This window comes from Kordiimonas sp., assembly GCF_965216265.1.
Lineage (GTDB): Bacteria > Pseudomonadota > Alphaproteobacteria > Sphingomonadales > Kordiimonadaceae > Kordiimonas.
The window spans coordinates 3737694-3751071 of the sequence record NZ_OZ244153.1; the positions used below are offsets into that span (position 1 = coordinate 3737694).

The window sequence follows — 13378 nt, forward strand, 5'->3', positions numbered from 1 at the left end:
ATGGCGAAAAGCAATACAACAAGGCGTGCAGTTGTGGCGGGTATAGCGGCAACCGGGGCGGTGTCTACATTGCCGGGTGGTATGGTGGCGGCTGCCCAATCTAAGGGAACGGAAGGCCCCGGCCCGAAGCGGGCGTGGGACGTCATTGTTGTGGGGGCCGGTGTGTTTGGTGCCTGGACCGCCACCCAGCTTCAGCGCGCGGGCAAAAAAGTGCTGCTGGTGGACGGCCGAGGCCCCGCGAGCGTGCGGGCATCGTCAGGCGGCGAAACGCGCCTTATCCGGTCAGACTACGGTGCCGATGCCATCTATACCAAGATGTCGACCGCATCGCTGGTAGAGTGGAAAAAGCTGTCAGCGGACGCTGGCTTGCCGCTGTTTCATCAGACCGGTATTTTGTTCTTTTTTAACGAGATGGTCGATTATGCCCGCGCGTCTATCGAGACGCACCAGCGCCTGAAATTGCCGCTTGAAGTGCTGGACGCTGCTGCCCTCAAAAAAGGCTTCCCGCAATTTGATTTCACGGACATCGAGTTCGGGCTCTATGAGGTCGGGTTCGGCGTGCTGATGGCACGCCGTTCGGTTATCCAGTTGGTGGAACGGTTCGTGAGTGCGGGTGGGACATTCCGCCAGGCAGAGGCCAGTGGCCCGCTTGAAGACGGCCACAGCCTGAGGGTGAACGGAAGGGCCGAGACCGCAGACACCATTGTTTACGCCTGTGGGCCATGGATGGAACGCCTGTTCCCAACCCTGTTGGCGCCGCGGTTGTTCATCACCCGGCAGGAGCTGGCTTTTGTGGCGCCGCCTGCGGGCAATTCAAGCTTCGCGCATGGCAGCTTGCCTGCATGGGCAGATTATAACGGCGGGGACCTGTTCTACGGTGCGCCGGACATTGAAGGCCGGGGCTTCAAGATCGCAAATGACAAACACGGCCCGGCCATAAACCCGGATACGGAAGAGCGACACGCAAGCCAGGCGACCTATAGCAAGCTGCGGCAGTATCTGGAGATGCGCTTCCCGGGCCTTAAGGGTGCGCCGTTTGTAGGTGAGCGTGTATGCCAATATACCAACAGCTCAAACGGTGATTTTTTGATCGACCGGCATCCTGAATTTAAGAACATCATTCTTGTGGGAGCGGGTTCCGGCCACGGCTTCAAACATGGCCCGGAAGTAGGGCGGCATGCAGCCACCTTGGCCCTTGATGAGGGTGCTGCCACCGAACCGCGTTTCAGTCTTGCTACCAAAGCCACAATCCAAAACCGGACGGTGCTTTGAACCTGCCCGGTTGACTATCCTGCCACCACGCTATTTTACCCTTGAAAGCAAAGTTTAAAGGGGCATCCGCATGGCGTGGGAAAAAGAGCTGGAAGAAAAAGAAAAACGTGAAGCGCTGGCCGAGAAGATGGGCGGCGCGGACAAGCTCGCGCGCCAGCATGGGCGCGGCAAGTTGGACGTTCGCCAGCGTATCAATAGGATGGCTGACCCCGGTTCGTTTCGCGAAATTGGCAAGCTTGCGGGCAAGGGCAGCTATGGCCCGGATGGTGAATTGCAAGACTTCACGCCCGCTAATTTCCTGTTTGGTAAAGCCGAGATAAACCGCCGCCCGGTTGTGCTGACGGGGGATGACTTCACCGTGCGTGGTGGTGCCGCTGACGCCGCTATCTGGCGCAAGGCCGTGCAGGCGGAGCAGATGGCGCATGAGTTTAAACTGCCGCTCATTCGGCTGATTGACGGCACCGGTGGTGGCGGCAGCGTTAAAATGCTGGAGGACATGGGCCTTACCTATGTGCCTTATCTGCCGGGCTGGGAACATGTGGTCAAAAACCTTGAGACGGTGCCGGTAGTAGCGCTTGCGCTTGGCTCAGTGGCGGGGCTTGGCGCCGCACGCGTGGTGGCGTCGCACTATAGTGTGATGGTGCGTGGGCTTTCGCATATCTTCACCGCCGGGCCTGCGGTGGTGGCTGCCATTGGTGAAAACCTTGATAAAGAGGCGCTGGGTGGTGCCGACATTCATGGCCGCAACGGCACGGTGGATGATGTTGTGAATACGGAAGATGAAGCGGTGGCTGCCGCGAAACGTTTCCTCTCCTACCTGCCGAACGCTGCGGGAACGCTGCCCCCGCGCGGTGATGCGTCCGACGGCGCTGAACGGCGGGATGAGGCGCTTAAGGACGCCGTGCCGGATGACAGGCGCGCGGCATACTCGATGCGTAAAATTCTGGACCGCGTGATGGACCGGGGCAGCGTGATGGAAATTGGCCGCATGTGGGGGCGCAGCTCTATCACCGCGCTCGCGCGCCTTAACGGCTGGCCGATGGCTGTGATAGCAAGCGACCCTTCCTTCATGGGTGGTTCATGGTCGGCAGACGGTGCGCGCAAGGTGGAACGTTTCGTGAAGCTCGCGAATACCTTCTCGCTGCCTGTGGTGCATTTTGTCGATAACCCTGGCTTCATGATCGGGCTAGAGGCCGAGAAAGCCGCCACCATCCGGTTTGGGGTTGATGCGCTTAACGGCATCTATAAATCAACCGTGCCGTGGGCCAGTGTGATTGTGCGCAAGGCATACGGTGTGGGTGGCGCCGCGATGAGCGACCACACCCGGTTCCAGTACCGTTTCGCCTGGCCGTCGGGTGACTGGGGAAGTCTGCCGCTTGAGGGCGGGATTGAGGTTGCCTACAAGGCGGAGCTTGAAAAAGCTGAAGACCCACAGGCAGCACTCAATGAGATCAAGGCACGGCTTGATAAGGTGCGCAGCCCGTTCCGCACCGCCGAAGCTTTCATGGTGGAAGACGTGATTGACCCCCGCGACACCCGCCCGCTCTTATGTGAATTCGCAGAACTCGCACAGGGCATGATGGTCGCCAGTGGTTAGTCGATTGCCTTCGCTTCCTCGATAAACCCTTCCAGCGTTTTCACGATGGTATCACGGCTTTTGGCCGCTTTGATCCATGCGGGCAGGTTGGTGAAATAGCTGCGCATGCCGCTGTTCTCCGCTTTCCATTCGCGCAAACCAGCGCTGACATAATCCCGCAGTGCTTCGGCATGGTTGGCGTTGAAAGCAAAAAGGGTGCCTTCGCGCAGGGTTTTTTGCAGGTAAAGCTCGCAGCCGAAGGCTGGGTCGCGGGCTTCACTGGCAGAATAGGCAGGTTTCCATATAGGTGTGAAGGTGTTCTCTCGCCCGCAGCCATCGCAGGTGATATCCAGCGTGCGGGGCAGGTGGGCGGTGTTCTGGCGCGTGTTAGGCGCGGACAGGTCGTTACCGCAGCCTGGACAGCTATAACGCTCTGGCGTGCCGTCCTTGCGCTCAAGCACGGGCATCACGCGACTATGCCAGTGTTTTACCCCCGCATTAGAATAATGCCCACCAGGCAAAGCTGACGCCCGGAGAGGTGCTTCTTTTCCATGAATGTTGGCGTGGCACCCGGTGCAGGTGAGGCGTTCACCGCGAATGATGGCAAGGGCACTGCATTTGGGGCATTTGACCAGATACTCCCCCATGAAGCTCGCAAGCCGCATGGTGTCAGCGTTGTCGCTGTGTCGTCTCCGGTCGTTCATATGGGGCCCAATCAGTTGAGTTGTTTCTCGTATACCCGGTAGGTTTTATAAATTTCGCACCCGATTTCCTCGAGGATGCTAATCATGCCGTCGTTGTCTTCGAGAATCCAGCCAAGCTCACCGAAATAAGCGCCACGGTCCATCACATTCTTCTGTGATACCTGGATCATCCACATGGCCATGGCGGCCCCCAAGGGGCCTTTCTGGAATTTCTTGCGCACGCCCATCAGCGGTACGCGGCAGCGGTCCTCCCGGCCATTAAGCATGCGCCATGCCAGCTTGGCCCAGCCGAAAGGCAGCAGGTTGCCATCTAGGTCGCGAATCTTGTGGTTCACATCTGGGATGGTGAGCATGAAGGCCACGGGCTCACCATCATACTCACAAATATAAGTGCGGTATGGCTTGACGATGGGTTTGAGCGCTTTGGCGCCGTGCTCGATCTCATGGTCGGTGAACGGCACATAGCCCCAGTTTTCGGACCATGCCTCGTTATAGATATCGAGGATGGTGGCAACTTCTTCATCAAAACGTTTCATATTCACCGGCCGCATGGTGGTGCGTTTGTTCTTGACAGCCATGCCGACGATGCGTTTGGCGCGTTCGGGCACGGGTTTGTGCAGGTCAAGCCGGAAGGCGTGCATATCCTTGGCTTTATCAAGCCCATGAGCCTTGAGCCAGCCATCATACTCAGGCCTGCCATGGGGCATCATCACACAAGGCGGGGTGTCAAAACCGTCAATCAGCGTGCCGACCTCTTCGGCCGTTGAGAAAGACCATGGGCCCTGCATACGTTTCATGCCGCGTTCGGAAAGCCAGACTTCAGCGGTTTTGAGCAGGGCATCTGCCGCCTTGCCGTCCAACGCTTCGAAAAAACCGAAGTGGCCAAGGTTTGGTCCCCATTTTTCCTGCGCCAGGCTATCAATCTGGGCGGAGATACGGCCAATGAGCTTGCCGTTCTGCTCCGCTACCCACATGGCTACTTCCGCATGCTCATAATATGGATTTTTGTCAGGACGGAGCGCATCCATGCGTTCCATCATCAGGGGCTGCACCCAATTCGGGTCATTCTGATAAACCGTGCGGGTCGCGTTCACGAAATCCTTCAGGCCCGAAGTGTCGGTTATCTGTCTGATTTTGATATCGCTCACGCGCGTGTCCCCTCAGTGGAATGTAACTTCTATGTTGGAATAAAGCAGTGGTGGTGTTTTTCAAGCCTAAAGCGGGGCTACAGGAGGCGCGTACCATTCGGCACCGGCTTTGATGGTGTGATCAGCACCGTACGCCCGGCCTCCTCCATGGTGGCGAGGGTGAGGACCTCTGATTTCACACCTGCAACCCTCAAGGGCGGAAAATTGGTAACCGCAAGCACCTGCATGCCGGGCAGGTCATCAAGGCTGTGTTCTTCCGTAATCTGGGCTGAGGTGGTTTTGACGCCGAATGCGTCGCCAAAGTCTATCTCCAGCACATAAGCGGGTTTGCGTGCCTTGGCGTTTGTTTTGGCGGTGAGGATTGTGCCAACGCGGATATCAACCTTGAGGAAGTCTGCAAATTCTATGGGGTCTGTCATGTTCTTTTCTTTTTAAGTTTACCAAGTTTACCAAGGGCTTCTGCATCCTCATGTGTGAGCCCGAAACGGATCAGGATGATGACCGCGAGCACGAGCCCCAGAATAGCACTCAAAATGCCGAAAGGGGCGGGCCACTTGCTGCTGGCGGAAACCAGTGCGAGTATGAGCCCGCTGGTGAGAAGTGAGGCAAGAAGCGGGCGCGCGATCTGGCGATCATATGGCCAGAGGCGAAAAAGCAACTGTCCTTCAATAAGTGCCAGAAGTGCGGTGATGTTGAGCCCGGCTGCGGCGGCGACAGCGGCGCCTGTGACGCCATATGCAGGGATAAGCCAGATGCCAAGGCCCAAAAGCGCGGCAAGCCCCACAAGGCCGTTAAGTGGCGGCAGAAGGCGGTGGCCGAGCATTTCGATAATGGCAGACGACGGCCCGGTTGCAGCCTCAAGTACACGCCCGAGGCACAGGATGGCGATGGCAGCGGCGGCAGCCTGAAACTCCGGGTCCATGGTGGCGAGAATATCGTGGCGCGCGAGCACAAGTGCCGCACCAAACGGCAGCGCAAGGCAAAGCGACAGGCGCGTCGCATAAGCGTACATGTCATGCAGGGCAGTATGATCGCCGTGGCCGTCTTTTTCGGCCGCAAGCGGGGCCATGACATACTCAAACGTCATGCGCACTGCCTGAAGGGCGCTGGCGATTTTGCGGGCGACGGCATAATAACCGCCAGCCGCCGCACCGGCTGCACCCGGCAGCATGAAGTTGAGGAACATGACCGGAAACTCGCTGAAGAGCTTCTTGATGATATTGGCGGGCATGACCGAGAAACCATAGCTGCGCATTTCGCGGGCTATGGAGCCAGTGAGAGGTGCTTTGAACACTGCGCTGATTGAATAGTGTTTGGCCACGAGGCGCAGCGCGAGCAGGGCGGCGAGGACAACGCTCAAAAGATGCGCGAGGAAAAGCCCGTAGGTAAGGTATCCCGAGAGGCCAAGTGCCATGGCAGCAACGAGGCGTAAGCCTTGCTCATAAAAAATGCGTACTCGGATCTCAGGGCCGAAGGTGCGGCGGGCCCGAATGGCCGCTGTGGCAACCTCGACCATGGTCCAGAACGGGAGCACCCATACATAGAGCCGGATGACGGTAACCAGATGGCCGGCATCCGCATCTGCCGCATTGATGAACCCGGCGAGGTGAGGGGCCGCAAAACAGGTGAGGGCGGCGATTGAGCTGGAGATCACAAAGCTGAGTTTGATGGCATGACCTGCGACGAGGTTTGCGTCATCCCCTTTTGCTTTGGGCACGAACCGTTGGAGCGCGGTGGTCATGGCAGCATCTGAAAGCGCTGTCGAGACCTTCACATAGCTCCAGAGTACGGCAAAAAGCCCGAAGGTGGCTGCGCCGTATACCCATGTGAACGCGATAACGGAGACGACTTCAATAAGCGCACCAAGGCGGCCCAGAAACGCAAAACCGGCACCGCCCGCAACCCGTGCCCGGTGGTTTTCAGGCTCGGGGGTGCTGTCTGTGTTCGGGTCGCTGCTCACTCAGCAGCCTTTTTTTTGCGAAGCTTGGGTTGGCCTTCTTCCGTATAGAATACCACGCTGTAACCGAGGAAGAGGAACAAGAGGAAAGGCGCCCAGGCAGCCAAAAACGGCGGCGCTACACCAAACTCCCCCATGGCGCGCATGAAGTTGTCTGCCACAAAGAAGCTGAAACCAAGTGCCATGCCGAAGACGATACGGATTGCAAGGTTGCCGGCCCGTGTGACACCAAAGGCGGCGACAGCGGCGAGCAAGGGCATAAGCAGCGTGGATGCAGGCCCTGCAATTTTATGGAGGAAGCTGGCCATAAGCCGCTCGGTTGGTAGGCCGTCTTTCTCCAATTCATGCATGGACCGCCAAAGTGCGGGGAACGATACGTGATCCGGCTTTACCGTAAGTGCCAGAAAGCGTTCAGGGCGGGTTGGTATTTTCCATTCCTGCGTGTCGTTGATGGTGAGTTCATGGCTTTTGGTATCAAACCGCCTGACTTCATGCAGGGTCCATTTGCCGTCTTGGTACCATGCGAATTCAGCGCGGGACATAGCGGTGAGGCGGCCAACTTCATCCCGTTCAAAGAGGGAAACTTTATCAAGCACGACGCGGCTTCTGATACGGCTGACGGCTTCAACCAGCACCACGGTGCTGTTTTCCTTCAGCCAGACACGACCGGCGATGCCAGTATTCTCCGGCAGGTCAACGGCATAGTCGTGCGCTTCCCAATATTCAAGCTCGGCATTTGCATCTACGACAACGGTTTCGTTAAAGACGAAATGTGCGCCTGCGATGATGAAGCTCGCGATGCCAAGCGGCAGTAGAATGCGGTGCGCGGATAGCCCACTTGCTTTCATGATCACCACCTCACTGTGCTGATTCAGCGTTGCGAGAGTGAGCAGGGAGGCAAGTAGTGCGGCAAACGGCGTAAACTGGCTTATAAGCTGTGGCCCGCGCATGCCAACAAACGACACAAGCGAAACCCAGGTGGCGCCATCAGCAGCCATGATTTCATCCGAGACGGCCATCAATACGAGCAGTTGAAGGATAGCTGTCAGGCCAATCAGAATGCCAAAAAAACGGCCAAGGTGCATACGCACCATGTAGCGCGCCAGCGTGCGGGATGGGACCATCAGGCGGCGAAATGTACGTATGGCATGCATTAGTCACTGACCCCCATCAAGCGCTTGGACAGGCGTTTCATTGGTCCGCTGATGACAGCCCATGTGCGGTCGATCCACGCGAGCGGTTCACCCCCAACCCGATAGGCTGCGATACGGAAGAAGAACAAACTGAGCAATGTAAACAAGCCAAATAACAACCACGTTGTGGCATAGGGTGAGGCACCGTTCGTAACCGCCGTTTCCATCGCCTCCATAAATTCATTATAGAGGATCAGGAGAGAGAGACCGACCACAATACCTGTGCCGCGGGCGGTTCGTTTGTTGGTAAGCCCCATGGGGATGGCCAGAAACGGCAGGACCAGAAAGGTTACGCTATGCATCACACGCCAGTGGAAGTTGGCGTTCATCGCATTTGCCTCCTTTACGCTGAGGGCGGGGTTATAACGTTCCCTGTTCAGTTCGGGCAGGGTCAGTTCCAGCTCTTCTCCTCCCCTGTCGCGGAAGGTTTCTTTCGCAGGCAGTTTTACCGTCAGGTCCTGTTGGTCGAAACTCAGCACACGGGGTTTATTTTGTCCTTCGTTCAGATCAACCAACACGCCGTTATAAAGGCGCAGCAAAATGGTCTGGTCGTCCTCGGTCGCAAAAAAACCGCCGCGCTCGGCGGTGACCGAAATGGTGTTTTGCTCGTCGCGGCGCTCAAGGAAAATCCCAACAAGCTCCGCGCCCTGCTGGCGGCTTTCCTCAATCATCAACGTGATGTTATCGCCCAAGTCAACAAATTCGCCCACGCGCACACTGGCACCAAGCGCGCCGCTTCTGAGATCAAATACAAGGTTGCGATAAGCATAACGTCCATAAGGCTGGATCCATCCAACGAGCACAGTGTTGATCAGCATCATCGCAAGAGAGAGCATCAACACCGGACGCATGAGCCGTGGCAAACCAATGCCGGACGAGACAATGGCGTCATATTCGCTGGAAAGGGAAATCTTCCTGAAAGCGAGCAGGGTGCCCAGTAGCAACCCCACCGGTAGGGCGAGGCCAAGATAATGCGGGATCTGGTTCGCCAGCATTTGAAAGACGACCTCAACCGGCCCGCCCTGATTGACGACAAAGTCAAACAACTTGAGCATTCGCTCCAGGATCAACAGCAATGCTGCGATCCCGAGCGTGGTGAGAAGAGGCCCCATGATCTGGCGAAGGACATACCGGTCAATACGATTTAACATGCTTTGGCGCTACACCTGTTAGAGGCTTGTTTCAAGACACTTTTTATTACCATTCATTCGCCTAACGTGGCAAAAGCAAGTTGTCTTATACTCAATTTAGCCACGGTGGGACATATTTTCGCCACCATCGGACGCCATCTGCTGTGCAGAGGCAAGGGCATTAAGGTTGCGGCTTAAGATCACAAGCCAGGAGAAGTTTATGCGTGCTAAAAAGTTTTGGGGCCTGAGTGTTGCACTCACACTGGCAGTTGGCCCTATGGTCGTTGCTGACGATGAGGTCGAACTGGAACACGATATAGCACTCTGCGCAGACGCCGCCGCAGGCCCTGCGCTTTTGTTGGCGATTGAAGGCCTCAAAGACAACGAAGGTAATATCCGCGCACAGATTTATGGCAGTAACCCGGAAGACTTCCTGGAAAAGGGCAAAAAGCTAGTGCGTGTAGATGTGCCCACCGAAGAGGAAGGGCAACAGATTTGCGTGCCGTTGCCGTCGGTCGGACCACACGCCCTCGTGGTGTTGCATGACAGAAACTCAAACGGTAAAGCAGACTTCTTCAGTGAAGGTTTTGGGTTCTCCAACAACCCGGAACTCTCGCTCGCGCCACCCGACGCGGAAGAAGTTATGTTCGTTGCCAAGCCCGGCGTCACTAGAATGACAATTTCGCTTACCTATATATTTGGAGGCGACGAAGAGCAGACTAAAAAGCGACGCCAGCTTAGGCGGCGTTAACGGGTTTGTTACAGATTTGCTAAAATATGCGTTTGGGGTTATAACCCAGCGCAACAGCCGCATCGGTGGCGCATGGAATTGGAATCCGTCGAGGCATTGATGCGCCTCGACTGTTTTTTGTATGGAGCATCCGTTCTCGTGAACGTAGATCGGGAAAATATAACAGCTGGCGCGATGGTGCCGTTGGTGGCGATTATCTCAAACCCGAAAAGCACAACCAATGCTGCCCGCATTGATGCGGTGCGCAGGGTAGTTGATGAGAGTCCGAACGTTGTCCATTACGAGCTGGATGGTATCGATTCCATTCAGGATGCGCTGAAGCTATTTGCGCGCGCGAACCCGGCACTTTTGGTGGTTAATGGCGGAGACGGCACCATTGGTGCAGTTCTCGCCGATCTGTTGCATCGCAATCCTTTCGGCGTGACGCCCCCGATAGCTTATCTTCCCGGTGGCAAGACCAACATGACAGCAGCTGACCTTGGCTTTAAAGGACGCCCGGAAAAAGTTCTCAGGAACCTGATTAACCTGACAAATGCTGGTATGCTGCCAGAACGGCTGACCCGCAAACATCTGATTGAGATGGACCTCGGCGACGGCAAGCCGCTTCGTGTTGGCACCTTCTTTGGTACGGCAGGTGTGGTAAAGGGAATTGAGTGGTGCCGCGAAAACGCTTATAATGCTGGTCTGCCAAATGGGCTGGCACACGCGGTGGCGATCGGTACGCTTATTCTTTCCGCTTTTGGCATCGGTAAAGACAAAACGCTGATGGTTTCAGACCCGATGACCATTACCGTACCTGGTAGTGGCCGTATGGTCGGGCAGTTTGCAGCTGTGATGACGACGACCCTTGACCGCCTATTGTTGCGTATGAAACCATATGGCAAAGAAGGTACTGGTGGTTTGCGGTTTTCGGCTGTGGAGTCTGGTGGCGGCAAAGTGTTTCGCGCTATTCGCGGCCTTCTGACAGGCGCGTACGGCAAAAAGACTATTGATGGTGTGCACACACGTCGCGCCAACGAAATTCGTGTTGAGGGTAGCGACCCTGTAACACTTGATGGTGAAATATATTATCCTGTGCCCGGGAAGCCGATTACGCTAAAGGGTGATCGAACATTGACTTTTGTGTCGTTAAGGTAGGGCAACATGGCCGCTGATCCGAATAAAGAGATACAAGATTTTATCCTTCAGGAATGGCGCCGCACAGTACCTGAAGAAGTGACTGTTGCAGCAACCGAGATAGCGCGGCAGTTCAACGGCGCTGTTTCAGGTATATTGTTTTATGGCTCGTGCCTGCGCACAGGTGAGATCGAAGAGAAAATCCTCGATTTCTATGTGATCGTGGATAGCTACAGCAAAGCTTATTCAAAGCGTTGGCTTGCGATCGCAAACCAGATTTTGCCGCCCAACGTTTTTTACCATGAAACAGAAGTGAACGGCATCACAGTGCGCTCTAAGTACGCGGTCCTGTCACGGCCGGACCTGGCGTTCCGGGTGCGACCGGAGTGCTTGAATGTGTCTGTTTGGGCGCGGTTCTGCCAGCCTTGCATGTTGTTGTTGCCTAAAAACGATGAAACCAAGATTTCAATTGCCTCTGACATTGGCCAGGCGGTCAAGACAATGCTCGGCAACTATCTTGATCTTGTTCCGGGAGCGAAAGAATCGCGGGACCTATGGGTCGGCGCGTTTGAGCAGACCTATTCCGCGGAACTTCGCTCTGAGCGCAAAGGCAAAGGGCTGGAGATCTACCTGCTGGATCAAGACCGCTATGATGCGCTGACAGCGCTCGTGGAAGAGGTCCTTGAGGTCATTCCTGATCCGATGCCTCCACTCAAACAACCACCGAGAACGGAACGGCTCGTGCCGCGTCTTCGCTGGTGGGCACGGCGCTGGAACGGAAAAGCTGTCAGCTTCTTGCGTCTCGTGAAGGCATCGGTGACCTTTGATGGCGGTATTGACTACCTGGCATGGAAGATCAAACGTCACTCAGGCGTTGAGGTTGAGATTACCGACCGCATGCGGCGCAGGCCTGTGCTTTCCGGTATCCGGATGTTCTGGGGCCTCAAGCGCAAAGGCGCATTCAAATAGATAAACAAAAAGGCGCCAATCGGCGCCTTTAATATTTCAGGTCGTCAGTCGGTCGGGTAGGTTTAGGGCTTAAGCTCGAGCCCGATCTTCTCTGCTGTGCGGCAGAAACGAGCAATAATCTCGTCGATCTGCTCTGTGCTGTGCTGGGCACATACACTCACGCGCATCAAGAACATGCCGGATGGTGTTGCAGGTGGTGCAGCCATGTTGGCATATACACCTTCAAGCAACAAGGTCTCCCAGAACCGGGTGCCGACCATTGGGTCGGGCAGGTGTACGGCAATAATAGGGCTCTGTGCTTCTGGTGTCGCGAGGTCGAAGCCCGCTTTCTTGAGACCAGCGTGTAGCCTGCGCGCGTTTTCCCAAAGGTGCGCGCGGCGGTTGCCACTGCGTTTGATCGCCTCAATTGACTTTGTCGCAGACGCAACCACGCTTGGTGGCAAGCTTGCTGTGAAAATGTACGGGCGACTTACAAAGCGCAGCACATCGAATTTTGGATGGTTTGAAACCGCGAAACCACCGACTGTGCCAACGGATTTCGAGAAAGTGCCGACGTAAAAGTCAACGAGGTGTTCAACACCAAGTTCTTCCGCAACACCGCGGCCATTCTCGCCACAGAACCCCATGGAGTGAGCTTCGTCTACCAGTGTCATGCAGCCGTATTTCTTCGCAACTTCAAGGAGTTCCTTGAGAGGGGCTGCGTCACCAAGCATGGAATAGATGCCTTCTACCACGATAAGCTTGCCTGCATCAGCAGGCAGGCGTTTGAGGCGGCGTTCCATGTTATCCACGTCATTATGTTTGAAGCGCACGATTGTGGCATTGCCCATGGAGCAGCCATCATAAATCGAGGCATGGCTGTCGGCGTCGATTATAACAAAATCATCCTTGCCGCCCAGAGCCGAAATCATGCCGAGATTGGCTTGATACCCGGTGGAGAACACCATGCAGTGTTCCATGCCGTAAAAGTCAGCGATTGTGGCTTCAAGTGCCTTGTGGCCACCATATGTACCGTTCAGGACCCGAGAACCCGTGGTGCCAGTGCCAAATTTGTCGATGGCTTCTTTAGCGGCTTCAACGGCTTCTTGGTTGAAGGTCATGCCCATATAGTTGTTGGTACCTGCAAGAATGGTCCTGCGGCCACCAATAACTGCTTCGGTTTCGGAAATAATTTCTTCCATCACCACTTTAAAGGGATCAGCTTCTTTAAAGGGTAGGGATTCGCGCAAGGCGACGATTTGGTCAAACTTATCGAGAAGATCCACGGTCTCTTAGCCTTCGTTCAGGATTTTTTCAACGGCATCAGCAACTTGTTGAATGGTCTCAAGGTCTGGCAAAAGATTGAGCGGCAGCACAATGTCGAACTCATCTTCAATATCGGCAACAAGGTCCATCACCGTCAGGGAATCAAGTTCCAAGTCACTGGCGAAGGTTACGTCAGGCGTAAGTTCAATCCCCTTTTTGTTGAGGGGGGAGATCATTTCGTAAATCTTTTCAATGATTTGCGGGTTAGCCATCGTACTTGCCTATCTGCGATATGAATTTCTAAACAACTGCATACC

At 55.6% G+C, this 13378-nt stretch carries 13 protein-coding genes; 5 read left to right on the forward strand and 8 right to left on the reverse strand.

Annotation, left to right across the window (positions count from 1 at the left end):
* Together ACOOGA_RS17285 and ACOOGA_RS17290 are read left to right on the forward strand one after the other, a co-directional pair.
* The gene (locus tag ACOOGA_RS17285; protein WP_420429114.1) at positions 1 to 1272 is read left to right on the forward strand and encodes an FAD-dependent oxidoreductase; all 1272 of its coding nucleotides are present in this window, start codon (positions 1 to 3) and stop codon (positions 1270 to 1272) included.
* Between the two features lie 70 nt (positions 1273 to 1342).
* Positions 1343 to 2869, forward strand: coding sequence for an acyl-CoA carboxylase subunit beta (locus ACOOGA_RS17290; RefSeq protein ID WP_417462007.1), 1527 nt, complete (start codon positions 1343 to 1345; stop codon positions 2867 to 2869).
* Here the strand turns inward: ACOOGA_RS17290 and ACOOGA_RS17295 are convergent.
* The 6 genes from ACOOGA_RS17295 to ACOOGA_RS17320 all read right to left on the reverse strand — a co-directional run bounded on the left by ACOOGA_RS17295 (position 2866) and on the right by ACOOGA_RS17320 (position 9001).
* Positions 2866 to 3552, reverse strand: coding sequence for a hypothetical protein (locus tag ACOOGA_RS17295; RefSeq protein WP_417462006.1), 687 nt, complete (start codon positions 3550 to 3552; stop codon positions 2866 to 2868). The two genes, ACOOGA_RS17290 and ACOOGA_RS17295, sit on opposite strands and share 4 nt — an antisense overlap.
* 11 nt (positions 3553 to 3563) lie before the next feature.
* Complete coding sequence (locus tag ACOOGA_RS17300; RefSeq protein WP_417462005.1) at positions 3564 to 4700, reverse strand: N-acetyltransferase; 1137 nt, start codon at positions 4698 to 4700, stop codon at positions 3564 to 3566.
* A gap of 77 nt (positions 4701 to 4777) precedes the next feature.
* Complete coding sequence (locus ACOOGA_RS17305; protein ID WP_417462004.1) at positions 4778 to 5119, reverse strand: tRNA-binding protein; 342 nt, start codon at positions 5117 to 5119, stop codon at positions 4778 to 4780.
* Positions 5116 to 6660 carry a lipopolysaccharide biosynthesis protein gene (locus ACOOGA_RS17310; RefSeq protein WP_417462003.1) on the reverse strand — a complete coding sequence of 515 codons (1545 nt, stop codon included), beginning with the start codon at positions 6658 to 6660 and terminating at the stop codon, positions 5116 to 5118. Before ACOOGA_RS17310 ends, ACOOGA_RS17305 begins: the two co-directional genes overlap by 4 nt.
* Complete coding sequence (gene lptG / locus ACOOGA_RS17315; RefSeq protein ID WP_417462002.1) at positions 6657 to 7811, reverse strand: LPS export ABC transporter permease LptG; 1155 nt, start codon at positions 7809 to 7811, stop codon at positions 6657 to 6659. Before lptG ends, ACOOGA_RS17310 begins: the two co-directional genes overlap by 4 nt.
* On the reverse strand, positions 7811 to 9001 hold the full coding sequence (locus tag ACOOGA_RS17320) for an LptF/LptG family permease (protein WP_417462001.1): 1191 nt from the start codon (positions 8999 to 9001) through the stop codon (positions 7811 to 7813). The genes lptG and ACOOGA_RS17320 overlap by 1 nt, the downstream gene beginning before the upstream one ends.
* Positions 9002 to 9200: 199 nt before the next feature.
* Between ACOOGA_RS17320 and ACOOGA_RS17325 the strand changes: the two genes are divergently transcribed.
* The 3 genes from ACOOGA_RS17325 (at position 9201) to ACOOGA_RS17335 (ending at position 11816) form a co-directional block, all read left to right on the forward strand.
* The gene (locus tag ACOOGA_RS17325; protein WP_417462000.1) at positions 9201 to 9731 is read left to right on the forward strand and encodes a DUF2141 domain-containing protein; all 531 of its coding nucleotides are present in this window, start codon (positions 9201 to 9203) and stop codon (positions 9729 to 9731) included.
* Positions 9732 to 9869: 138 nt separating this feature from the next.
* Positions 9870 to 10868 (forward strand): diacylglycerol/lipid kinase family protein, encoded by a 999-nt coding sequence (locus ACOOGA_RS17330; protein WP_420429116.1) that lies wholly within the window; start codon positions 9870 to 9872, stop codon positions 10866 to 10868.
* A 6-nt stretch (positions 10869 to 10874) separates the two neighbouring features.
* Positions 10875 to 11816 (forward strand): hypothetical protein, encoded by a 942-nt coding sequence (locus ACOOGA_RS17335; protein WP_417461998.1) that lies wholly within the window; start codon positions 10875 to 10877, stop codon positions 11814 to 11816.
* A 62-nt stretch (positions 11817 to 11878) separates the two neighbouring features.
* Here the strand turns inward: ACOOGA_RS17335 and spt are convergent, their stop codons facing one another.
* Together spt and ACOOGA_RS17345 are read right to left on the reverse strand one after the other, a co-directional pair.
* The gene (gene spt, locus ACOOGA_RS17340; protein ID WP_417461997.1) at positions 11879 to 13081 is read right to left on the reverse strand and encodes a serine palmitoyltransferase; all 1203 of its coding nucleotides are present in this window, start codon (positions 13079 to 13081) and stop codon (positions 11879 to 11881) included.
* A gap of 6 nt (positions 13082 to 13087) precedes the next feature.
* The gene (locus tag ACOOGA_RS17345) at positions 13088 to 13333 is read right to left on the reverse strand and encodes an acyl carrier protein (RefSeq protein WP_417461996.1); all 246 of its coding nucleotides are present in this window, start codon (positions 13331 to 13333) and stop codon (positions 13088 to 13090) included.
* Positions 13334 to 13378: the final 45 nt, after the last annotated feature.

Bases quoted from the DNA above. Each gene is read 5' to 3' on its own strand.
- ACOOGA_RS17285 (WP_420429114.1), top strand. From the start codon at position 1: ATGGCGAAAAGCAATACAACAAGGCGTGCAGTTGTGGCGGGTATAGCG.
- ACOOGA_RS17290 (WP_417462007.1), top strand. From the start codon at position 1,343: ATGGCGTGGGAAAAAGAGCTGGAAGAAAAAGAAAAACGTGAAGCGCTG.
- ACOOGA_RS17295 (WP_417462006.1), bottom strand. From the start codon at position 3,552: ATGAACGACCGGAGACGACACAGCGACAACGCTGACACCATGCGGCTT.
- ACOOGA_RS17305 (WP_417462004.1), bottom strand. From the start codon at position 5,119: ATGACAGACCCCATAGAATTTGCAGACTTCCTCAAGGTTGATATCCGC.
- lptG (WP_417462002.1), bottom strand. From the start codon at position 7,811: ATGCATGCCATACGTACATTTCGCCGCCTGATGGTCCCATCCCGCACG.
- ACOOGA_RS17320 (WP_417462001.1), bottom strand. From the start codon at position 9,001: ATGTTAAATCGTATTGACCGGTATGTCCTTCGCCAGATCATGGGGCCT.
- ACOOGA_RS17325 (WP_417462000.1), top strand. From the start codon at position 9,201: ATGCGTGCTAAAAAGTTTTGGGGCCTGAGTGTTGCACTCACACTGGCA.
- ACOOGA_RS17335 (WP_417461998.1), top strand. From the start codon at position 10,875: ATGGCCGCTGATCCGAATAAAGAGATACAAGATTTTATCCTTCAGGAA.
- ACOOGA_RS17345 (WP_417461996.1), bottom strand. From the start codon at position 13,333: ATGGCTAACCCGCAAATCATTGAAAAGATTTACGAAATGATCTCCCCC.